Origin of the sequence: Neisseria sp. Marseille-Q1983 (assembly GCF_018224585.1) — a bacterium.
Lineage (GTDB): Bacteria > Pseudomonadota > Gammaproteobacteria > Burkholderiales > Neisseriaceae > Neisseria > Neisseria polysaccharea.
The window spans coordinates 26,063-47,328 of sequence record NZ_JAGTUI010000017.1 but is presented as its reverse complement, the minus strand read 5'-3'; the positions used below and the strand labels follow the sequence as shown (position 1 = coordinate 47,328).

General features: G+C 52.9%; 21 protein-coding genes. 11 read left to right on the top strand and 10 right to left on the bottom strand.

All coding sequences use genetic code 11. From position 1 onward, the window contains the following. Window positions 1-309: 309 nt before the first annotated feature. Entirely contained in the window at window positions 310-513 is a 204-nt protein-coding gene (locus KEM39_RS05750; RefSeq protein ID WP_002217533.1) for a cold-shock protein, read from the bottom strand. A gap of 249 nt (window positions 514-762) precedes the next feature. Here KEM39_RS05750 and clpS point away from each other — a divergent pair, with 249 nt between their 5' ends. Both clpS and clpA read left to right on the top strand, forming a co-directional pair. Next, window positions 763-1,065: an ATP-dependent Clp protease adapter ClpS gene (gene clpS / locus KEM39_RS05745; protein WP_003754853.1), complete on the top strand. Its 303-nt coding sequence runs from the start codon at window positions 763-765 to the stop codon at window positions 1,063-1,065. 1 nt (window position 1,066) lies between these two features. Beyond that, window positions 1,067-3,358, top strand: a complete 2,292-nt coding sequence (gene clpA / locus KEM39_RS05740) for an ATP-dependent Clp protease ATP-binding subunit ClpA (protein WP_118997447.1) — start codon at window positions 1,067-1,069, stop codon at window positions 3,356-3,358. A 64-nt stretch (window positions 3,359-3,422) separates the two neighbouring features. Here the strand turns inward: clpA and rfaD are convergent, their stop codons facing one another. The 5 genes from rfaD to adk all read right to left on the bottom strand — a co-directional run bounded on the left by rfaD (window position 3,423) and on the right by adk (window position 7,793). After that, window positions 3,423-4,427, bottom strand: coding sequence for an ADP-glyceromanno-heptose 6-epimerase (gene rfaD / locus KEM39_RS05735; RefSeq protein ID WP_096123192.1), 1,005 nt, complete (start codon window positions 4,425-4,427; stop codon window positions 3,423-3,425). Window positions 4,428-4,490: 63 nt separating this feature from the next. Beyond that, window positions 4,491-5,453 carry an ADP-heptose synthase gene (gene hldA, locus KEM39_RS05730; RefSeq protein WP_118997448.1) on the bottom strand — a complete coding sequence of 321 codons (963 nt, stop codon included), beginning with the start codon at window positions 5,451-5,453 and terminating at the stop codon, window positions 4,491-4,493. 104 nt (window positions 5,454-5,557) lie between these two features. Beyond that, window positions 5,558-5,950, bottom strand: a complete 393-nt coding sequence (locus KEM39_RS05725) for an immunity protein Imm33 domain-containing protein (RefSeq protein WP_118997449.1) — start codon at window positions 5,948-5,950, stop codon at window positions 5,558-5,560. 96 nt (window positions 5,951-6,046) lie between these two features. Next, window positions 6,047-6,778: an orotidine-5'-phosphate decarboxylase gene (pyrF, locus tag KEM39_RS05720; RefSeq protein WP_118997450.1), complete on the bottom strand. Its 732-nt coding sequence runs from the start codon at window positions 6,776-6,778 to the stop codon at window positions 6,047-6,049. Between the two features lie 367 nt (window positions 6,779-7,145). Further along, window positions 7,146-7,793: an adenylate kinase gene (adk, locus tag KEM39_RS05715; RefSeq protein ID WP_118997554.1), complete on the bottom strand. Its 648-nt coding sequence runs from the start codon at window positions 7,791-7,793 to the stop codon at window positions 7,146-7,148. Between the two features lie 218 nt (window positions 7,794-8,011). Between adk and htpX the strand changes: the two genes are divergently transcribed. Then, a complete protein-coding gene (gene htpX / locus KEM39_RS05710) occupies window positions 8,012-8,851 on the top strand; it encodes a protease HtpX (protein ID WP_118997451.1) in 840 nt (279 codons plus the stop codon). Between the two features lie 236 nt (window positions 8,852-9,087). Here the strand turns inward: htpX and KEM39_RS05705 are convergent, their stop codons facing one another. Both KEM39_RS05705 and KEM39_RS05700 read right to left on the bottom strand, forming a co-directional pair. Then, window positions 9,088-10,386 (bottom strand): adenylosuccinate synthase, encoded by a 1,299-nt coding sequence (locus tag KEM39_RS05705; protein WP_192886314.1) that lies wholly within the window; start codon window positions 10,384-10,386, stop codon window positions 9,088-9,090. Between the two features lie 104 nt (window positions 10,387-10,490). Beyond that, a complete protein-coding gene (locus KEM39_RS05700; RefSeq protein WP_025457213.1) occupies window positions 10,491-11,642 on the bottom strand; it encodes an ATP phosphoribosyltransferase regulatory subunit in 1,152 nt (383 codons plus the stop codon). 335 nt (window positions 11,643-11,977) lie between these two features. Here KEM39_RS05700 and norM point away from each other — a divergent pair, with 335 nt between their 5' ends. The 7 genes from norM to KEM39_RS05665 all read left to right on the top strand — a co-directional run bounded on the left by norM (window position 11,978) and on the right by KEM39_RS05665 (window position 18,309). After that, complete coding sequence (gene norM, locus KEM39_RS05695; RefSeq protein WP_025457214.1) at window positions 11,978-13,357, top strand: multidrug efflux MATE transporter NorM; 1,380 nt, start codon at window positions 11,978-11,980, stop codon at window positions 13,355-13,357. 76 nt (window positions 13,358-13,433) lie between these two features. Next, window positions 13,434-14,474: a UDP-N-acetylmuramate dehydrogenase gene (murB, locus tag KEM39_RS05690; protein WP_025457215.1), complete on the top strand. Its 1,041-nt coding sequence runs from the start codon at window positions 13,434-13,436 to the stop codon at window positions 14,472-14,474. Window positions 14,475-14,485: 11 nt separating this feature from the next. Beyond that, window positions 14,486-15,136, top strand: coding sequence for a TetR/AcrR family transcriptional regulator (locus KEM39_RS05685; protein WP_042508422.1), 651 nt, complete (start codon window positions 14,486-14,488; stop codon window positions 15,134-15,136). Between the two features lie 47 nt (window positions 15,137-15,183). Further along, a complete protein-coding gene (locus KEM39_RS05680; protein ID WP_025457217.1) occupies window positions 15,184-15,990 on the top strand; it encodes an SDR family oxidoreductase in 807 nt (268 codons plus the stop codon). A gap of 53 nt (window positions 15,991-16,043) precedes the next feature. Beyond that, window positions 16,044-16,616, top strand: coding sequence for a ubiquinone biosynthesis accessory factor UbiJ (locus KEM39_RS05675; RefSeq protein ID WP_124215576.1), 573 nt, complete (start codon window positions 16,044-16,046; stop codon window positions 16,614-16,616). A 19-nt stretch (window positions 16,617-16,635) separates the two neighbouring features. Continuing rightward, entirely contained in the window at window positions 16,636-17,526 is an 891-nt protein-coding gene (locus KEM39_RS05670) for an NAD(+) kinase (RefSeq protein ID WP_025457218.1), read from the top strand. A 24-nt stretch (window positions 17,527-17,550) separates the two neighbouring features. Next, window positions 17,551-18,309 carry a pseudouridine synthase gene (locus KEM39_RS05665; protein ID WP_124215577.1) on the top strand — a complete coding sequence of 253 codons (759 nt, stop codon included), beginning with the start codon at window positions 17,551-17,553 and terminating at the stop codon, window positions 18,307-18,309. Between the two features lie 54 nt (window positions 18,310-18,363). Here KEM39_RS05665 and KEM39_RS05660 read toward each other — a convergent pair whose 3' ends face one another. Together KEM39_RS05660 and folE2 are read right to left on the bottom strand one after the other, a co-directional pair. Further along, window positions 18,364-19,029 carry an NAD(P)H-dependent oxidoreductase gene (locus KEM39_RS05660; protein ID WP_025457220.1) on the bottom strand — a complete coding sequence of 222 codons (666 nt, stop codon included), beginning with the start codon at window positions 19,027-19,029 and terminating at the stop codon, window positions 18,364-18,366. Between the two features lie 112 nt (window positions 19,030-19,141). Further along, the gene (gene folE2 / locus KEM39_RS05655; RefSeq protein ID WP_025457221.1) at window positions 19,142-19,915 is read right to left on the bottom strand and encodes a GTP cyclohydrolase FolE2; all 774 of its coding nucleotides are present in this window, start codon (window positions 19,913-19,915) and stop codon (window positions 19,142-19,144) included. 190 nt (window positions 19,916-20,105) lie between these two features. Here folE2 and KEM39_RS05650 point away from each other — a divergent pair, with 190 nt between their 5' ends. Beyond that, window positions 20,106-21,263, top strand: coding sequence for a trans-sulfuration enzyme family protein (locus KEM39_RS05650; RefSeq protein ID WP_025457222.1), 1,158 nt, complete (start codon window positions 20,106-20,108; stop codon window positions 21,261-21,263). Window positions 21,264-21,266: the final 3 nt, after the last annotated feature.

The window sequence follows — 21,266 nt, the reverse complement described above, 5'->3', positions numbered from 1 at the left end:
TGTACTGTCTGCGGCTTCGTCGCCTTGTCCTGATTTTTGTTAATCCACTATACATAATTTCTTTTAGATTTCCGCAAAAATCCCTGACAAACAATCTGCACATTTTTTAATCATATAAGATTTCCCCTTATTCCTCAGCATACTATCAAACATATCCACAACAGGATTCACACAGGCTAAGGATAAAGCAGATAAAAAGACACCTGTTCTTTTCAGACGGCATTCCCTGTTTCTGCAAACGGCAAAACAAAACGGCAGGACATCGTCTGTCCTGCCGTTTCACATATACGGTTTCCCGTACACTCGGGATTAAGCAGCCTGAATGTTAGCAGCTTGTTTGCCTTTAGGGCCGGTGGTTACGTCGAAAGACACGCGTTGGCCTTCTTTCAGGGTTTTGAAACCTTCCATATTGATCGCTGAGAAGTGAGCGAACAAATCTTCGCCGCCTTCGTCAGGAGTGATGAAACCAAAACCTTTAGCGTCGTTAAACCATTTTACGATACCGGTTGCCATTAGAAACTTCCTATACTTAAAAATTAACAAAATCAGCAAAATAAGGCATACAGCAAACTTAAACGTTCAGCGTTTCTCCCCAGCTTTATATACTTGGTCGAGTGCCGGCTTCTGCTTAACCGTCTTTTTACATTTGTTAAGCCGAAACGTCAAGCTATGTTTCCAAAAAAGTGAGAAAATAAGCGGAAAAACCGAAAATACAACAGAAATGCCGTCTGAAAACGGCTTCTTCCCGATAGAAAACAACTTATGACGACACACTGCCAATCCGATACGCTTTTAAGCGACCTGAAAACCCTGCCGCCAAAACGTTACGGCGTTTTCCTATTGAACGACGATTACACCACGATGGAATTTGTCGTTGAAATCCTGACCGAAATCTTTATGCTCGGGCAAGAACAGGCGGTAGCGGTAATGCTCTTGGTTCATCACGAAGGCAAAGGCCTGTGCGGCACTTACACGCGCGATATTGCCCAAACCAAACAGCAACAAGTCATGCAGCGGGCAAAAGCCGAAGGGCATCCGCTGCAATGTATTGTCGAGGAGATTTAATATGCTTGCCCCTGAATTAGAACAGATTTTGCAGCAGCTTTACCGCGAGGCGCGCAACGCCCATTATGAATTTATCAGCCTCGAGCATCTGCTTTTGGTACTCATCGAAGAAGATGCCGCCGTCCCCAACGTCCTCAAGCTCTGCGGCACGGATTTGAAAGTGGTGTCCGAACAGCTCGCCGCCAGCGTTGCCGAAAACACCCCCCTGATTCCCGAACACCTTTTAGACACGGTCGAAACCCGGCTCACGCTCGGCTTCCAACGCGTGATGCAACGGGCGATGGTACATACCCAATCCGCAGGCAAAGCCGCAGTCGAACCGTTGGACGTTTTGGTCGCGCTGATGAGCGAAACCGACAGCCACGCCGTTTATTTTTTGGGTTTGCAATCGGTTACGCGTTTTGAAGTTTTGCGCTGCATCGCCCACGGCTCTCCCGATGAAGATGAAGACGATGGCAACTATTCTTCAGATGGCATGGACGACGATAATGAGAACCGCGCCAACCCGGGCAAAAACCCTTTATCGGCGTACACCGTCAACCTCAACACCGAAGTCAAAGTCGGCCGTATCGACCCTTTGATTGGTCGCAAACACGAAATGGAACGGCTGGTGCAAATCCTGTGCCGCCGCCGCAAAAACAATCCGCTTTTGGTCGGCGAAACAGGCGTGGGCAAAACCGCGCTGGCGGAAGGTTTGGCACATCAAATCGTCAACGGCGACATTCCCGACGCGCTCAAAGATGCCGAAGTATACGCGCTGGATATGGGTTCGCTTTTGGCGGGCACAAAATACCGCGGCGATTTTGAAGCGCGGATCAAATCTATATTGAAACAGCTCGAAAAAATCCCGCGCGCCATTTTGTTTATCGACGAAATCCACACCATCATCGGCGCAGGCAGCACCAGCGGCGGCACGATGGACGCGTCCAATCTGCTCAAACCCGCATTGGCGAAAGGCTCGCTGCGCTGCATCGGTGCAACCACCTACGACGAATACCGCACCATTTTCGACAAAGACCACGCCTTAAGCCGCCGCTTCCAAAAAATCGATGTGGTCGAGCCTACCGTCGCCGAAACCGTACAAATCCTGCGCGGCTTGAAACCGATGTTTGAAGGCTTCCACCAAGTGCGCTACACGCAAGGCGCACTCGAAGCCGCCGCCGAACTTTCCGCACGCTACATCAACGAACGCTTCCTGCCCGACAAAGCCATCGACGTGATGGACGAAGCAGGCGCGGCGCAACGGATTCTGCCCAAATCCAAACAGAAAAAAGTCATCGGCAAAGCGCAAATCGAAACCGTCATCGCCAAAGTCGCGCGGATTCCTGAAAAAACCGTGTCGCACGACGACAAACAAGTGTTGCAATTCCTCGGCCGCGATTTGAACAATATGGTTTACGGGCAGGAAAACGCCATCGACGCACTGGTTGCCGCCGTCAAAATGTCGCGCTCGGGCTTGGGGCTGCCCGACAAACCGATAGGCAGCTTCCTCTTCTCCGGCCCGACCGGCGTGGGCAAAACCGAAGCCGCCAAACAGCTTGCCTACTCGATGGGCGTACCGCTGCAACGCTTCGACATGTCCGAATACATGGAACGCCACGCCGTATCGCGCCTCATCGGCGCACCACCGGGCTACGTCGGCTTTGAACAAGGCGGCCTTTTAACCGAAGCCGTCAACAAACAGCCGCATTGCGTGCTGCTCTTGGACGAAATCGAAAAAGCCCACCCCGACATTTTCAACGTCCTCCTGCAAGTCATGGACGCAGGCAAACTGACCGACAACAACGGCAAGAGTGCCGATTTCCGCAACGTCATCCTGATTATGACCACCAACGCAGGCGCGGAAAGCCTCAGCCGCCCCAGCCTCGGCTTTACCGCCAAGCGCGAGCGCGGCGACGAAATGCAGGCCATCAACAAACTCTTCACGCCCGAGTTCCGCAACCGCTTGGACGCGATTATCCCGTTTGCACCTTTGTCCGAACCCATCATCGTCAAAGTCGTGGACAAATTCCTGCTCCAGCTCGAACACCAGCTCCTCGACAAAAAAGTCGAAGCCGAATTCACACCGGCATTGCGCAAATATCTGGCGGAAAAAGGTTTCGACCCGCAAATGGGCGCGCGCCCGATGCACCGCCTGATTCAGGAAAAAATCCGCAAACCGCTCGCCGACGAACTCCTGTTCGGCAAACTATCCGACGGCGGCTTTGTGCGGATAGACTGGGATGCAGCAAAAGAAGAAGCCGTGTTGAAGTTTAAGAAAAGCAAGGTCAAAATAAAAACCGCCCCCGCATAAAATCAAAAATGCCGTCTGAAAGGTTCAGACGGCATTTTCTTTCAAACAAAATTACCAATCGTGTTTAAGCCAAATTTTCCAGCATCCATTTGACGTAGCGGTCAACGCCTGATTTGACATCGAAAAATTCTTCCTTATATCCGGCTTCGCGCAATTTGGTGATGTCGGCTTGGGTGAAGCTTTGGTATTTGCCTTTGAGCGCGTCGGGAAATGGAATGTAGCGGATAAGTTCTTCTTCTACCAGCTCTTTCAAGCTCATTTCAGGTTTGCCTTCGGCGGCGCGGCAGGCGTTGACGGTGGCGGCGGCGAGTTCGTTGAACTGTTGGCTGCGGCCGGTGCCGAGGTTGTAGATGCCGGAAAGTTCGGGATGGTCGAAGAAGTAAAGGTTGACTTTGGCAACGTCTTCGACGCTGACGAAGTCGCGGGTTTGTTCACCGTTGCCGTAGCCGTCGTTTGAACCGAACAGGTTGACGTAACCGTGTTCGCGGTATTGGTGAAAGTGGTGGAAGGCGACGGATGCCATGCGACCTTTGTGTTGTTCGTGTTGTCCGTAAACGTTGAAGTAGCGGAAGCCGACGACTTGGGCGGTGAGACCTTCTTTCATGCGGCGGCGCAATACTTGGTCAAACAGGAATTTGGAGTAGCCGTACACGTTGAGCGGTTTTTCCAATTCGCGCTCTTCGCGGAAGATTTCGCCTTTGCCGTAAACCGCCGCACTGGAGGCATAAAGGAAGGGAATGCGTTCGTCCTGACACCAGTCCAGCAAATCCAGCGTGTACTGGTAGTTGTTTTCCATCATATACAAACCGTCGTGGTTCATCGTATCGGAACACGCGCCTTGATGGAAAACGGCTTCGATGTTTTGATAAGGTAAAATGTGTTCCCTCACTTGGCGGATGAATTCGTGTTTATCGAGATAATGGGCGATTTCACACTCGGCAAGGTTTTTGAATTTTTCGCCTTTGCTCAAATTATCGACGGCAACAATGTCGGTAATACCGCGTTGATTAAGTGCTTTGACGATGTTGCTGCCGATAAAGCCGGCCGCGCCTGTTACGATGATGGTCATATTGGGTTTCCTTTGTTTTGAGGGTTTCAGACGGCATTGAATGGTCATGCCGTCTGAAAAGATTTATTGCCCGTCCAGTGCTTCAACCAACTCTGCAAACGAGCAAACCGCCGTACCGAGTTTCGCGACGACAACCCCAGCCGCAGTATTGGCAAGGTGCATGGCTTCGGGCATGGTGCAGCCTGCCGCCAGCCCCAAGCCCATTCCGGCAATGACGGTGTCGCCTGCGCCGGACACGTCGTAAACTTCTTGGGCGCGGGTGGGCTGGTAAATGGGTTCGCCTTCGCTGAACAGGGTCATGCCCTCTTCGCTTCGGGTCAATAAAACGGCGGTCAGATCGAGGTGGCGGCGCAGGTTTTGCGCTTTTTCGGTCAGCTCGCCTTCGTTTTTCCAACTGCCGACCACTTCTTTCAATTCGGCGCGGTTGGGCGTAATCAGGGTTGCGCCGGCGTATTTTTCGTAATCGTCGCCTTTGGGGTCGATTAATACGGTTTTGCCTTCGTGTTTCGCCCAATCAATCATATCGGAGATGTGCGACAGGCCACCTTTGCCATAGTCTGAAAAAATAATTGCGTCGTATTCGGGCAAGATTTCACGGTATTTCCGCTTGATTTGTTCCAATACTTCTCGGTTGGGATGTTCTTCAAAATCAAGGCGGATAAGCTGCTGGTTGCGGGCGACGACGCGCAGTTTGACGGTGGTGGCGATTTGTTTGTCGCGCATCAGATAGGAGGCGACGCCGTCCTGCACCATCAGCGCGTCGAGCGCGTTGGCGGCTTCGTCGTCGCCGGTTACCGACAACAGCCCTGCTTTGCCGCCCAGCGAAGCGATATTGCGCGCAACGTTCGCCGCACCGCCCGCGCGTTGGTCGATACGTCCGATTTTTGCTACCGGCACGGGGGCTTCGGGCGAAATTCGGGACACGTCGCCAAACCAATAGCGGTCGAGCATCACGTCGCCGACCACCAGGACTTTGGCTTGCGCGAAACGGGATTTGAGGGTTTCTTGTTGAAACTTGGCGGGCATTTTATGCACTCCAAAATAAGTTGTTTTTTGTGTGTGAAAACTTCACTGTATTCTCAGTAATTATCTGGCAAATTTACTGATTAATAATAAAATCCGGCTTTTTATTATTCTTCAAAATCGAAAGGAGACCAATCGGCAACAGGAGAAAAACAATCCTCTCCTTCTTTTTTCTCAAAAACGCTACCTATATCCGCCCAAAACAGCTCCCCAACATCTGCTTGATAATGAGTGAGCCGTGTCAAACTATGAAAGGAGAAGTTATCAGGGTTATTCGAGTATTCATCATCTTCTGTTCCAGAAAATACCCGCCATCCGCTATCAAATGGTAAATCCCCTTGATGTTCCCGATACATAAATTTAATAGGAAGCCCCTCTTCGACAATTTTATGCGACACGATTGCATACCATCCAACAGGGGTATCCTTTACAAGCAAATCATCTTCCGGAAATGCATCATAATCAAAAATATTGCTCACATCTGAACCACATTGAGACATCGGATAAATTCCTTTCTAAGCTGAAATTTTCCGGCTATTGATCTATCGTATCAAAGTAAGGCAGTTTTCTTTGAACAGCATCAAAATCGTTGATGCTTAAGTGTTTGCCACGCGGTTCACTTCGCGCAATACGGCGACCGGATCGGCGGCTTGGGTTACAGGGCGGCCCATTACCAAATAGGTTGAACCTGCCGCCAATGCTTCGGCAGGTGTCATAATACGGCGTTGGTCGTCGTTGTTGCCGGCAATGTCCAAGCGGATACCGGGCGTTACCAAGACAAAATCCTGCCCTAATTCGCGGCGCAGCGGCGCGGCTTCTTGGGCGGAACAGACCACGCCGTCCAAGCCTGAACTTTGCGCCAGTTTCGCCAAGCGAATGACTTGTTCTTCAGGGGCGATGTTCAAACCGATTTCCGCCAAATCGCTTTGTTCCATGCTGGTCAACACGGTTACGCCGATTAAGAGCGGCTTCGTGCCGTATCCGGCAACGGCTTCTGCTGCGGCTTCCATCATACGGCGGCCGCCTGAGGCATGCATATCGACCATCCAAACGCCCATATCGGCAGCGACTTTGCAGGCTTGCGCGACGGTGTGGGGAATGTCGTGGTATTTCAAATCGAGGAAAAGTTTGAAACCCTGATGAATCAGGCTTTCTGCCAAATTGCGGCCGGTTGCGGTAAACAGCTCTTTGCCGATTTTGATTTGACACAACGCCGGATCAAGGTTGCGGACGAATCCGAGCGTGTCTTTTTCGTTGGCAAAATCAAGGGCAACGATGACCGGGGTGCGTTGTTGCTGGGTTTGGAAGTCGGTAATTAAAGGATTCATGGTGTTTTCGTTTCGGTTTTCAGACGACCTTTATCGTCTTTTCGCAGTACAACGTAAATTTAAACCGTAGGTCGGGCATGATGTCCGACCTACGCGGACTCAAGCCCCCGACAAACTGTTTCGGATGAATTTGAACCGGTACATCAGCCGTCATTCCCGCGCAGGCGGGAATCCATTGATAAAACTCAGTTCATCAGATTTAAACAGCGATTGCCCAAATTCAGAAATGGATTCCCGCCTGCGCGGGAATGACGCCGAATGATTATTTTCCGGTTGCAACACGCTGTTTATCAAAAACAGGTCGTCTGAAAACCTGATTTTCTGTTTTCAGAGTGCGAAGCCTGCCCGTGGGTACGACCTTTTCGATTTATTTGCCCAAACCTTTCAATACTTCGGCTTTCACGGCTTCTACTGCTTGGGTGCCGTCAACTTTGATGTATTTAGGCGCATGTTCGCCTTCCAGCTTGCTGTAAAAATCGACCAGCACTTCGGTTTGCTCGTGGTAAACGGCAAGGCGTTTTTTGACGGTTTCTTCTTTATCGTCGTCGCGCTGAATCAAGTCTTCGCCGGTTACGTCATCTTTGCCTTCGGTTTTAGGCGGATTGTGGGTAACGTGGTAGGTACGGCCGGAAGCCAAATGCACGCGGCGGCCGCTCATGCGGTCGATAATCACGCTGTCGGGTACGTCGATTTCAACAACCGCGTCCAAATCCACACCGGCTTCAACCATCGCTTCGGCTTGTGCCAGCGTGCGCGGGAAACCGTCAAACAGGAAACCGTTTTTGCAGTCGTCTTGCGCGATACGTTCTTTGACCATGCCGATAATGATGTCGTCGCGCACCAAGCCGCCTTCCTCAATGATTTTTTTCGCTTCCAAACCCAGCGGCGTGCCTGCTTTAATCGCAGCGCGGAGCATATCGCCGGTGGAAATTTGCGGAATATCAAAAGCAGCGGTGATGAATTGCGCCTGAGTGCCTTTGCCCGCGCCCGGTGCGCCTAAAAGTAATGCTTTCATAAAGTCGTCCTTTCCAATATATTTAATGAAGCCGAACAGATTGTCCACAATTCTACACGGCTTGACGCAATAGTTCAAAAACCAACTGTATAAACTGCCATTTGCAAGCAAATGTTTTGCATACATTTGCCGAGCTTAATATTCACAAGGCTGCAACTTTTTGGGACAATTCCCCCTCAATTCAAAAAAACACAAAACCTTACCAAAAAGGAATATCCGTGAAACGCATTTTTCTGTTTCTCGCGACCAATATCGCTGTTTTGGTCGTAATCAACATTGTTTTGGCGGTTCTGGGCATCAACAGCCGGGGCGGTACGGGCAGCCTGTTGGCGTATTCCGCCGTCGTCGGCTTCACTGGTTCGATTATTTCGCTGCTGATGTCCAAATTCATCGCCAAACAATCGGTCGGCGCGGAAGTCATCGACACGCCGCGCACCGAAGAAGAAGCCTGGCTTCTGAACACTGTCGAAGCCCAAGCTCGGCAATGGAACCTGAAAACGCCCGAAGTCGCCATCTACCGCTCTCCCGAACCCAATGCCTTTGCCACGGGCGCATCGAGAAACAGCTCCCTGATTGCCGTCAGCACCGGTTTGCTCGACCATATGACGCGCGACGAAGTGGAAGCCGTATTGGCGCACGAAATGGCACACGTCGGCAACGGCGATATGGTTACGCTGACGCTGATTCAAGGTGTGGTCAATACCTTTGTCGTATTCCTGTCGCGCATTATTGCCAACCTGATTGCCCGAAACAACGACGGCAGCCAGTCGCAGGGGACTTACTTCCTCGTCAGCATCGTATTTCAAATCCTATTCGGCTTCCTTGCCAGCTTAATTGTCATGTGGTTCAGCCGCCAGCGCGAATACCGCGCCGATGCGGGGGCGGCAAAACTGGTCGGCGCGCCGAAAATGATTTCCGCCCTGCAAAGGCTTAAAGGCAATCCTGTCGACCTGCCCGAAGAAATGAACGCAATGGGCATCGCCGGAGATACGCGCGACTCCCTGCTCAGCACCCACCCTTCACTGGACAACCGCATCGCCCGCCTCAAATCGCTCTGATCCGATTTGAAACAACAAAAAAACCGTACGCACAAGCAGTACGGTTTTTTGTATATGCTGTCTGAAAACATCGGGTTCGCCATACCGGCATAAACCGCGTCCATTTCCGCACCGGATACGCCGCATTGATATACCCCCGACAAACCGTGTCCAAACAGAAAATATCAGATAAAACGACGGTAAAAATGCCGTCTGAAACCAATTAGGGCTTCAGACGGCATTTTTACTGCAAAACCTTATGCGAACGGATGATGCAGCACAATCGTTTCTTCGCGGTCGGGGCCGGTGGAGACGATGGCGACCGGCGCACCGCAGACTTCTTCAATCCGTTTCAAATATGCTTTGGCATTGGCAGGTAATGCGTCGTAGCTTTTCACGCCGAAAGTGGATTCGCTCCAACCGGGCATGGTTTCGTAAATCGGCTTGCAGGTTTCCACCGCATCGGAACCGCAAGGCAGGATGTCGGTTTTGCCGCCGTCGGGCAATTCATAGCCGACGCAGATATTGATGGTTTCAACGCCGTCCATTACATCGAGTTTAGTAATACACATACCGGAAATGCCGTTGATTTGGATGGAGCGTTTCAGGGCGGCGGCATCAAACCAGCCGCAGCGACGTGCGCGACCGGTTACAGAACCGAATTCGTGTCCGCGTTCTGCCAAACCTGCGCCTACTTCGTCGAACAATTCGGTCGGGAACGGGCCCGAACCGACGCGCGTGGTATAGGCTTTGACGATGCCCAAAACATAATCCAGCATTTGAGGACCTACGCCCGCGCCTGCGGAAGCGGCTCCCGCCAGACAGTTGGACGAGGTAACGAAGGGATAAGTGCCGTAGTCGATGTCCAACAACGCACCTTGCGCGCCTTCAAACAGCAGTTTTTCGCCGTTTTTGTTTTTTTCGTTCAACACGCGAGATACGTCGGTAATCATCGGCGTAATGCGCGGCGCGACTTTTTCGATAACCGCCATCACGTCTTCCGCTTTCACCGACTCGGCATTGTGCAGATGTTGCAGTTGGACGTTGTAATAGGCAAGGACGGCATCCAGTTTTTCATGCAGTTTTTCAGGATGCAGCAAATCGACGGCGCGAATGGCGCGGCGTGCCACTTTGTCTTCGTAGGCAGGGCCGATGCCGCGGCCGGTCGTGCCGATTTTGCCTTTGCCGCGCGATGCTTCTCGGGCTTGGTCGAGCGCGATGTGATAAGGCAGGATCAGCGGGCAGGTCGGCGCGATTTTCAGACGGCCTTCGACGTTTTTCACGCCTGCCGCGTTCAACTCGTCGATTTCACCCAACAGGGCTTCGGGGGAGACGACAACGCCCGAACCGATGAAGCAGTCCAGACTTTCATGCAGGATGCCGCTCGGAATCAGGCGCAAAATGGTTTTTTTGCCGCCGACAACCAAGGTATGACCCGCATTGTGGCCGCCTTGGAAGCGCACCACGCCTCCGGCTTCTTCCGCCAGCCAGTCAACGATTTTACCTTTACCCTCGTCGCCCCACTGTGCGCCGATTACTACAACATTTTTAGCCATAGCCATATAACCTATCAATAGTGAAAATTATTGCGGAAAATCCCCAAACCGGCGCGGCTTTGCGCCCCGCAGCGATTTACCTTTCATCCGCCATGAACGAGTATTTAGCGTTTCACGACCTGCCAAACGCCGTCTGTCTTTTTCAGACGGCCTGCAAGCTCTTCCGAAACATTGTGTCCGATACCGTAATCGATCACGACACACTGCCCTTGTTCACGCAAGGCCTCGACCGCTTCGCACGCCGCTTCGGCATCTTCCGCATCGACCAACACGGCGGGCTGCCGTTCGATGGCGGGCAAACGCCCGATAAAGCTGCGCAAGTCGAAACTGAATCCCGTTGCCGGGCGCGCCCTGCCGAAATATCCGCCCAATCCGTCATAACGCCCGCCGCGCGCGACCGCGTCGTGGAAATCGGCGGCATAGGCGGCATACAGCAAGCCCGTGTGGTAATTGTCGACGCGCAGCTCGGACAAGTCGATATGGATTTCATTATCGGGAAATGCGTCGCACACCGCCTGCAATTCGTCCAACGCGCTGCCGACCGCCGACAAATCCGGCAACCGTCCGCGCGCGTCGGACAACACTTCACGCCTGCCGTACAGGCGCGGCAGCAGCGAGAATGCTTTTGCCCACATACCGTCCAGCTTCCAAGCCTTGACCTGCGCTTCGACCGCCCCGGTATCTTTATCCTGCATCAAGGCAAGCAGCGTTGCGGACTGCCCCGCATCTAAATGTGCCGCATCGGACAAGGCGCGAAATATGCCGATATGCCCCAGCGAAAGCAGCACTTTGCCCATATCGGCAATTTTCATGCTTTTCAGCATCAGGTCTATCAGCTCGATGTCGCCACGGATGTCAGCAAAACCGTACATTTCTGCCCCTGCCTGCAAGGGTTCGCGCATATTCAGCAGACCGTCGGGCTGCGCGTGCAACACCGGACCGGCATAACACAACCGGTTAATCCCTTGGTTGGCGGACAAAAGATGGGCATCGATACGCGCCACCTGCGGCGTGATGTCGGCGCGTATGCCCAACTGCCTACCGCTGAGCCTGTCCGTTACCAAAATGGTTTTCAGGGAAAGCCCCGCATCGATATGCGTCAGCAGGGAATGTGCGTACTCCATCAGCGGAGGCTGTACCAGTTCATAACCGTGTACGCGGAACAGTGCCAACAACTGCTCCCTCGCGCTTTCAAGCTGCCGCGCGTTCGTGGGCAGTACGTCGGCGATATGTTCCGGAAGCTGCCATGTCTGCATGAGAATCTGCCTTCTATTTTATCCTGTAAATACAAAAGGCTGCCCGATCCGCAATCAGACGGCATCTTTGCCGCAACGCATCACGCCGCTGTCAAAACGGCGATGCTTCCTTCCGATTCAGAATCCGAACAGCCCCTGTCCGACGGCTCAATGCCGTCAAGTCGTTAAAACCAAACTTTACCATAAAATACACACAATCTGAATATACTTTTATACCCTGTATCCGCCGTCTGACGGCACGGCATTTTTTTACGATATAATGTGCGCCATTATTTCTCATCACTCCCCGCTGCCGTTTTTTTGTTTCAGACGGCATTTTTGTTGATTGAACACTTATGCTGCTCGACCTCAACCGCTTTTCCTTTCCCGTCTTCCTGAAAGAAATCCGCCTGCTGACCGCCCTTGCCCTGCCCATGTTGTTGGCACAGGTTGCGCAGGTGGGCATCGGTTTTGTCGATACCGTGATGGCGGGCGGTGCGGGTAAGGAAGATTTGGCGGCGGTGGCTTTGGGCAGCAGCGCGTTTGCCACGGTTTATATTACCTTTATGGGCATTATGGCGGCACTGAACCCGATGATTGCCCAGCTTTACGGCGCGGGTAAAACCGGTGAAGTGGGCGAAACGGGGCGGCAGGGGATTTGGTTCGGGCTGTTTTTGGGCGTGTTCGGCATGGTCTTGATGTGGGCGGCGATTACGCCGTTCCGCAACTGGCTGACCTTGAGCGATTATGTGGAAGGCACGATGGCACAGTATATGTTGTTCACCAGCATAGCGATGCCGGCGGCAATGGTACACCGCGCCCTGCACGCCTACGCTTCCAGCCTGAACCGCCCGCGCCTGATTATGTTGGTCAGCTTCGCGGCGTTTGTGTTGAACGTGCCGCTGAACTATATTTTCGTTTACGGCAAATTCGGTATGCCCGCTTTGGGCGGCGCAGGCTGCGGACTGGCGACGATGGCGGTGTTTTGGTTCAGCGCGCTGGCGTTGTGGATTTATATCGCTAAGGAAAAATTCTTCCGCCCGTTCGGACTGACGGTGAAATTCGGCAAACCGGATTTGGCGGTGTTCAAACAGATTTGGAAAATCGGCGCACCCATCGGGCTGTCTTATTTTTTGGAAGCCAGCGCGTTTTCATTTATCGTGTTTTTGATTGCGCCTTTCGGCGAGGATTATGTGGCGGCGCAGCAAGTCGGCATCAGTTTGTCGGGGATTCTCTATATGATTCCGCAAAGCGTCGGCTCGGCGGGGACGGTGCGCATCGGTTTTTCATTAGGACGGCGCGAATTTTCGCGGGCGCGTTATATTTCGGGCGTGTCGCTGGTGTTGGGTTGGATGCTCGCCGTGATTACCGTGCTTTCTTTGGTATTATTCCGTTCGCCGCTGGTAAGTATGTACAACAATGATCCGGCGGTTTTAAGCATCGCTGCCACCGTCCTGCTGTTCGCCGGCTTGTTCCAACCGGCAGACTTCACCCAATGCATCGCGTCCTACGCCCTACGCGGCTACAAAGTCACCAAGGTACCGATGTTCATCCACGCCGCCGCCTTCTGGGGCTGCGGCCTGCTGCCGGGCTACCTACTCGCCTACCGTTTCGATATGGGCATTTACGGCTTCTGGACGGCATTGATTGCCTCGCTCACCATCGCAGCCGTCGCTTTGGTGTGGTGTTTGGAATTGTGCAGCAGGGAGATGGTCAGATCGCATAAGGTCGTCTGAAAACTCCGCCGATTAAAATATCGAAACAATGAACTGAAGCCCGCCACTGACAATACCCATTTTAAAGTTTAAACCCATGCAACCTACCCAATACCAAACCGACCTCACCCCCTACAACACTTTCGGTCTTCGCGCCCAAGCCCAAGCCTTTATCGCGCTCGAACACGCCGACGAGTTGCGCGACATCGTCCGACTGCCCGAGTTCGACCGCAATACCGTTTTATGGCTCGGCGGCGGCAGCAACATCATTTTGATGCAGGATTACGCCGGACTGGTCGTACACATGGAAAACAAAGGCATACGCGAGATTGCACGTTCAGACGGCCTTGTGTACATCGAAGCGCAGGCGGGCGAAATCTGGCACGATTTTGTCCTGCACACCGTCGCGCTGGGCTTGAACGGTCTGGAAAACCTGAGCCTGATTCCGGGTACGGTCGGCGCGTCGCCCGTGCAGAACATCGGTGCATACGGCGTGGAAGCGAAAGACGTGATTCACAGCGTGCGCTGCTTCGATTTGGATACGGAAACCTTTGTCGAGCTTGCCAATGCCGATTGCCGCTTCGCCTACCGAGAAAGCCTGTTCAAGCAGGAAGGCAAAGGGCGTTATGTGATTGTTTCGGTCGTGTTCGCCCTGAAAGAGCGTTTCGAGCCGAATTTGGGTTACGGCGATTTGGCGGCCGCCGTTGCCGAACGGAGCGCGGGCAGAGCTCCGATGGCGAAAGATGTTTCCGATGCAGTGTGTGCAATCCGCAACAGTAAACTGCCTAATCCTAACGTACTTGGTAATGTTGGCAGTTTTTTTAAAAACCCCGTCGTCAGCGCGGAAAAAGCCGCTTCCCTGTTGCAGCAGCATCCCGATATGCCGCGCTATCCGCAGCCAGACGGTTCGGTCAAACTCGCCGCCGGCTGGCTGATCGACCAATGCCGTCTGAAAGGCTTCCAAATTGGCGGCGCGGCAGTACACGACCGGCAGGCTCTGGTTTTGGTGAACAAAAACAATGCCTCTTCAGACGATATCTGGAAGCTGGCGCAACACGTCTGCAATACAGTATTTACTCGATTTCAGGTAGAATTACACGCCGAACCCAATTGGCTGCCCGCTTCGTTCAGCCTGTAAATCCAAGGAGTATGCCCGTGACCCGCATTACAAAAACCAATACTTACACCCGCATCATCGACGCCAGCCTTGCGCTCTTCAACGAGGAAGGCGAGCGCAACATCAGCACCAACCATATCGCGGCGCATTTGGGCATCAGTCCGGGCAACCTCTATTACCACTTCCGCAACAAAGACGAAATCATCGTCCAACTGTTCAAACGTTACAGCGAAGCCCTGCTTGCCTACCTGAATGAAGCCGTGTTGCCGTCCGATGTGGAAGACTCCATTAACTATATGGCAGGCATTTACGACGTGATGTGGGAATACCGCTTCCTCTTTAGCGACGTGAACACCCTGCTTGCACGCAGTGCCGAACTATTGGGCGAACACAATACCTTCACCCAAGCCAAAGTCTCCCCGCTCTTGGTCAACCTGCTCACCCAGCTCAACGGTCTGAACATCATCCAAGCCGACCAAACCGCCATGAACGATCTCGCCGTCAATATGTGGATGGTCACGAAATACTGGTTCGACTTCGACAGCTCCCTGCGCGGCCGTACCAAGCTGACCGAAGACTCCAAAGCACGCGGCATCCGCCGCACCTTAAGCCTCCTGCGCCCCTATCTCTTGCCGAAACATCGCGAGGAATACGACCGGAAAATTGGCGGTACGCATTCATAATCTCCATGCCGTCTGAGCTTATTTTCAGACGACATTCATCTATAAACATGATACATACACCCCCTTCCGCCTCCCCCGACGCATCTATCTTAGGCTTAGGCTACCTCGGCCGTCCTTTGGCGCAGAAACTCTACGAAAACGGCAGCCGCGTTGCCGCCGTCAAGCGCAACCTGACTTCGGATGATATCAATCTGCCCATACGCCTCGACACTCTCGACCTCGATCAAGACAGCGTGTTTCAAAACGCGAACCTTGCCCGCGATACAAGCTTTTGGCAGCACCACGCCGACAAACCCGTTTGGTTCTGCCTCTTGCCGCCATCCTCGCTGACGCATTACGCCGATACCGTCAAACAATGGGCAGAACTTGCCCGAGTGTGTAACGTGCAACATCTGATTTTCACGAGCAGCACCAGCGTTTACGGCGATAAAGCGCGCGAATGCGACGAAACTGCCACACCCGATCCGCAAACCGAGTCCACCCGCCAAATCCTTGCCGCCGAGCAATACCTGCTCGACAGCGGCGTGCCGAACATCGACATCCTGCGGCTGGGCGGGCTTTATTGCGCCGAACGCCATCCCGTCAGCCGCCTTGTTCAAAAGCAAAACATCCCGGGCGGCAACCGGCCTGTCAATATCATCCACCGCGATATCGCCGTCGAAACCCTGTTTCAGACGGCATTAAAACCCAACGGCAAAAGACTGAAAAACATTATCGAACCGCGTCACCCGACACGACGCGAATTCTATACGGAAGAAGCTGCCAAACTCGGCTTGCCGGCTCCCGATTTCTCACCCGACGACAGCAGGGGCAAAATCATCATTACCGTTTGCGATAACGGGTTAAGCCTGTAAAATAAGCGGCAACAGCAACAAACCGGCATTCTGCCCGCAGTCAGGAAATAAACATGTCCGCCCTATTCCCCATCATCAACCACCTGATTCAGCAAAACCCCGACAGCCGCTCGGAGCTTGCCGCATTTGCCGACAAAACACTGGCACTGAACATTGCCGGATTGAAACTGACCGGACGTATCACAGAAGAAGGATTTCTATCGGCAAGCAACGGTTTTGCAGACACAGAAATCACCTTCCGCAGCAGTGCGGTACAAAAAATCCTGCAAGGAGGCGAGCCGGGGGTGGGAGACATCAGCCTTGAAGGAGACCTCATACTCGGCATGGCGGTACTGCCCCTGCTCGGCAGCCTGCGTTACCGTGCATCAGACGACTTGGCACGGATTTTCGGCACACAGCTCGGCAACAGCATCGGCAGCCGCGCCGCCGATATCGGACACGGCATCAAACAAATCGGCAGAAGCATAGCCGAACAAATCGGCGAATTTTCACGCGAACCCGAATCCCCCGTTATCGACGCCGCTACCCTGTCCGCCTGGATGGAAGAAGTGGACAAACTGCGCGATGACGTTGCCCGCCTCAACGAACGCCTCGACAGGCTCGAACGCGACATTTGGATAGACTAACCTTCAGACGGCATCCGACATGAACAGCCCTTTTCACAACATCGGCATCGTAACCCGCCCCAACACACCCGATATCCAAGACACTGCACACACACTGATTACCTTTTTGAAGCAGCACGGCTTTACCGTCTATCTCGACGAAGTCGGCATAAGGGAATGCTGCATCTATACCCAAGACACCGTCGGCTGCCACATCGTCAACAAGACCGAACTGGGGCAATACTGCGACCTGGTCGCCGTCTTAGGCGGAGACGGCACCTTTCTCTCTGCCGCCCGCGAAATCGCCCCGCGCGCCGTTCCGATTATCGGCATCAACCAAGGTCATTTGGGCTTTCTTACCCAAATTCCCCGCGAATATATGACGGACAAGCTATTGCCCGTTTTAGAAGGGAAATACCTTGCCGAAGAGCGCATCCTGATTGAAGCCGCACTGATCCGAAAAGGCAAAACCGCCGAACGCGCCCTCGCCCTCAACGATGCCGTCCTCTCCCGCGGCGGTGCCGGACAGATGATTGAATTTGAAGTCTTCGTCAATCAGGAATTCGTCTATACACAACGTTCGGACGGGCTGATTGTCTCCACCCCCACCGGATCGACCGCCTATTCGCTTGCCGCCGGCGGCCCCATCATGCAGGCAGGATTACACGCCTTCACACTCGTACCCATCTGTCCGCAATCCATGACCAACCGCCCCATCGCCATTTCCGACGCATCTGAAATCGAAATCCTCGTTACCCAAAGCGGCGACGCCCGCGTTCATTTCGACGGACAATCCTTCATCGACGTGCAAAACCTCGACCGCATCATCATCCGCCGCTACCACAATCCCTTACGCATCCTACACCCGACCGACTACCAATATTTCAAAACCCTGCGCCAAAAACTGCACTGGGGCGAGCAATTAGTCTGAGCCGGCCTTTACCCGAAAGTATCCATGAATCCCAAAATTTCCTCCGACCATACAGAAGATACCATACGCCTCTCCAAACGCATGGCGCAACTCGGGCTTTGTTCGCGCCGCGAAGCCGACGGCTATATCGAACAGGGCTGGGTAACGGTCAACGGCAAAACCGCCGTACTCGGTCAGAAAGTTTTACCGGCAGACCGTATCGAACTGAACAAGAAAGCCCACGAACAGCAGGCGGCACACATTACCATCCTGCTGAACAAACCCGTCGGCTATGTCAGCGCACAAGCGGAAAAAGGCTATAAATCCGCCGCCGAACTGATTACCTCTGAAAATCGCTGGGAAGGCGACACCAGCCGCATCCGTTTCGATCCGAAACACAAAATCGGTCTTGCCCCCGCCGGCAGACTCGATATCGATTCAGTCGGATTGCTGGTGTTGACGCAAGATGGCCGTATCGCTAAGCAGCTTATCGGCGAATACAGCGGCAGTGAAAAAGAATATTTGGTGCGCGTGCGCGGCAAATTGGACGAAAAAGGACTTGCCTTACTGAATCACGGATTGAGTTTGGACGGTGAGAAACTGCGTCCCGCCAAAGTAGAATGGCAAAACGAAGACCAACTGCGTTTCGTATTGAAACAAGGTAAAAAGCGGCAAATTCGCCGTATGTGCGAACTGGTCGGGCTGCGCGTCGTCGGGCTGAAACGCATCCGCATGGGCAAGGTCAAACTCGGCAGGCTGCCGACCGGCAAATGGCGTTATCTCGCTCCCGGTGAATCGTTTTAAATAAGCATTAAAAAATGCCGTCTGAAAATCCTTGCGTTTTCAGACGGCATTGCCTTATGCCCAAATAACGGTTTCTTCCAAGGGCCTGCGCGCTTTAGTGGCGATTTCCTGAACGCGGTAGCCGAATGTCGCGGCAACGGACACGCCCCATTCTGCCGCATCGAACAAACCGAACTGCCCGGACAATACGCGTTCCATATCGGCATAGTTGAAACCTTCCACCGGGCAGGAATCGATACCTGCCATAGCGGCACCCGTCATCATGTTGGCTAACGCGATATAGGTCTGGCGGCAACACCAGTCAAACAAGGCGCGCGAATCGTCCAAAATCTTGATGTCGTCGGCTTGAAACGCCTGATACCTCGCCAAAGATTTTTCTACGGCATCCGGTTCGGTAACGCCGCGCCGTTTGAGGCTTTCCAACATAAACGGGCTGTCGAAGCGGGCATTTTTCTTCGCCAAAAACACCACCAAATGACTGGCGGTATCCAAAGCATCCGCCATACCCCAAGAAAACGGCTTGACGGCCTGTCGGATTTCAGGGTTTTGAACCACAATAAACTGCCAAGGCTCCGAACCGACCGAACTGGGCGACAAACGCCCAAGTTCTAAAATAAACTGAAAATCCTCGGCACTGATTTTGCGTGCCGCATCGTAATGCCGGCATGATTTGCGGTTTTTAAATGCGGATAGAACCTGCTCTTTGCTTAATACTGTCATCGTGCATCCTTTATTACTTTTATTGCAAATTGATTTCAAACCGATACGGCGGCAGATTCGACAATAACGCCCAAACGCCTTTCAGACGGCATTTGGTTCATCGCAAACACGCCTACGGATACGCGATATAGGCATAAGCCGAATGGTTGTGGATAGATTCGAAATTCTCGCTCTCGACAATGAAACTCTTGATGCGTTTGTCGGCAATCAGCGAAGTAGCGACATCACGCACCATATCTTCCACGAATTTCGGGTTTTCGTAGGCTTTTTCGGTAACATATTTTTCATCGGGGCGTTTGAGCAAACCGTAGAGTTGGCAGCTTGCCTGCGCCTCCACATAATCGATGACTTCCTCGATACCGACTTCGGCATCGGCAGTCAGGCTGACGGTAACGTGCGAACGCTGGTTGTGCGCGCCGTATTGGGAAATTTCTTTGGAACACGGGCAAAGCGAGGTTACGGGAATCATGACCTTCATACTGTGGCCGTATGCCCCGTCTTTGATTTCGCCCGTGAGACAGACATCATAATCCAGTAAGGACCGGATACCGGAAACCGGCGCGGTTTTCTTGCGGAAAAATGGGAAAGAAACGCTGATTTTACCAGAGTGGGAGTCCAAAAGAGCGACCATTTCGGCAGTCAGCCTATGCAATTGTGCAAAATCCAAGGCTTCGGCATGTTGCTCCATCAATGCGACAAAGCGCGACATATGCGTACCCTTCTGCTCGGCGGGCAGGTAAACCGTCATGGTCAGGCGGGCAACCGTGGATTGCGTTCCTTCGGCGGTTTTCAGGGTAATCGGGAAGCGCAGGTCTTTAATGCCGACCTGATTGATCGGCAGGTTGCGTAAATCTCTGCTGGATTGCACGTCTGCAATGGCGTTCATGCGTTGTTTTTCCTTAATATTCATGTAATTGTTGAGATGTGTGCATGGTATGGCGTTTCCGCCGGGGAATATACCGTCAATCTGCAAATGCGAGATTATATCACTTGCTTTTGGCGGCTGCATTGATTGTTTCTATTTTCGGGATAGTGATAAAATCCCGACTTATTCATATCTTACAAGGCAGAAACAGATGAAATTCGCCACCCAAGCCATCCATTCCGGCTACGATTGCGACGAACACAACCGCGCGCTGATGCCGCCGATTTATCAAAACAGTATGTTTGCGCTGCACGAAATCGGCGAAAATGTGCCTTACCGTTATTCGCGCCTGAGCAACCCGACCCGTCAGATTTTAGAAGACACCGTTGCCGATTTGGAACACGGTGTGGCAGGTTTTGCGTTTTCCAGCGGTATGGCGGGAATTGATGCCGTGTGGCGTACTTTCCTGCGCCCTGGCGATACCATTGTCGCCGTCGCCGATATTTACGGCGGCGCTTATGACTTATTGGTCGATGTTTATCAAAAATTGGGGGTGAACGTTGTTTTTGCCGATTTGGGCAATCCGGATAATTTGGACGAATTGCTTAAAGCACACAAGGTCAAACTGGTTTGGCTGGAAACGCCGTCCAATCCGCTTTTGCGCTTGGTAGACATCAAAGCACTTGCCGCAAAAGCCAAAGCGGCCGGTGCGCTGGTCGGCATCGATAACACCTTTGCCACGCCGTATCTGCAACAGCCCTTGGATATGGGCTGTGATTTTGTGTTCCATTCCGCTACCAAATATTTGTGCGGCCATTCCGACGTATTGATGGGCATCGTCGTTGCCAAAACCAAAGAGCTGGCGCAGCCTTTGCACGATATGATGGTGCATACCGGCGCGGTTGCAGGCCCGATGGACTGTTGGCTGGTGTTGCGCGGCATCAAAACACTGGCTCTGCGCATGAACGCCCATTGCCAAAACGCACTCGAAATCGCGCGCCGTTTGGAAGCTCATCCTGCCATTGAAAAAATATTCTATCCCGGCCTGCCGTCGCACGAACATTACGAACTTGCCAAAGCGCAAATGCCCAAAGGCACCGGCGGCGTGGTTACGGTTTATCTCAAAAACGACACGCGTGAAGCGGCCAATAGCGTGATTAAAAACATGAAACTGGTCAAAATGGCTTCCAGCCTCGGCGGCGTGGAAAGTTTGGTCAACCATTGCTATTCCCAGTCCCACAGCGGCGTGCCGCATGATGTGAAAATGGAAATGGGCATCAAAGTCGGTCTGCTGCGTTTCTCCATCGGTATTGAAGACGTAGATGATATTTGGAACGATATTTCCGCCGCACTGGATACGACTGTATAATCC

Coding starts and splice junctions, on each gene's coding strand:
- KEM39_RS05750 (WP_002217533.1), bottom strand. CDS start 513: ATGGCAACCGGTATCGTAAAATGGTTTAACGACGCTAAAGGTTTTGGT.
- clpS (WP_003754853.1), top strand. CDS start 763: ATGACGACACACTGCCAATCCGATACGCTTTTAAGCGACCTGAAAACC.
- clpA (WP_118997447.1), top strand. CDS start 1,067: ATGCTTGCCCCTGAATTAGAACAGATTTTGCAGCAGCTTTACCGCGAG.
- rfaD (WP_096123192.1), bottom strand. CDS start 4,427: ATGACCATCATCGTAACAGGCGCGGCCGGCTTTATCGGCAGCAACATC.
- hldA (WP_118997448.1), bottom strand. CDS start 5,453: ATGCCCGCCAAGTTTCAACAAGAAACCCTCAAATCCCGTTTCGCGCAA.
- KEM39_RS05725 (WP_118997449.1), bottom strand. CDS start 5,950: ATGTCTCAATGTGGTTCAGATGTGAGCAATATTTTTGATTATGATGCA.
- pyrF (WP_118997450.1), bottom strand. CDS start 6,778: ATGAATCCTTTAATTACCGACTTCCAAACCCAGCAACAACGCACCCCG.
- adk (WP_118997554.1), bottom strand. CDS start 7,793: ATGAAAGCATTACTTTTAGGCGCACCGGGCGCGGGCAAAGGCACTCAG.
- KEM39_RS05705 (WP_192886314.1), bottom strand. CDS start 10,386: ATGGCTAAAAATGTTGTAGTAATCGGCGCACAGTGGGGCGACGAGGGT.
- KEM39_RS05700 (WP_025457213.1), bottom strand. CDS start 11,642: ATGCAGACATGGCAGCTTCCGGAACATATCGCCGACGTACTGCCCACG.
- norM (WP_025457214.1), top strand. CDS start 11,978: ATGCTGCTCGACCTCAACCGCTTTTCCTTTCCCGTCTTCCTGAAAGAA.
- murB (WP_025457215.1), top strand. CDS start 13,434: ATGCAACCTACCCAATACCAAACCGACCTCACCCCCTACAACACTTTC.
- KEM39_RS05685 (WP_042508422.1), top strand. CDS start 14,486: ATGCCCGTGACCCGCATTACAAAAACCAATACTTACACCCGCATCATC.
- KEM39_RS05680 (WP_025457217.1), top strand. CDS start 15,184: ATGATACATACACCCCCTTCCGCCTCCCCCGACGCATCTATCTTAGGC.
- KEM39_RS05675 (WP_124215576.1), top strand. CDS start 16,044: ATGTCCGCCCTATTCCCCATCATCAACCACCTGATTCAGCAAAACCCC.
- KEM39_RS05670 (WP_025457218.1), top strand. CDS start 16,636: ATGAACAGCCCTTTTCACAACATCGGCATCGTAACCCGCCCCAACACA.
- KEM39_RS05665 (WP_124215577.1), top strand. CDS start 17,551: ATGAATCCCAAAATTTCCTCCGACCATACAGAAGATACCATACGCCTC.
- KEM39_RS05660 (WP_025457220.1), bottom strand. CDS start 19,029: ATGACAGTATTAAGCAAAGAGCAGGTTCTATCCGCATTTAAAAACCGC.
- folE2 (WP_025457221.1), bottom strand. CDS start 19,915: ATGAACGCCATTGCAGACGTGCAATCCAGCAGAGATTTACGCAACCTG.
- KEM39_RS05650 (WP_025457222.1), top strand. CDS start 20,106: ATGAAATTCGCCACCCAAGCCATCCATTCCGGCTACGATTGCGACGAA.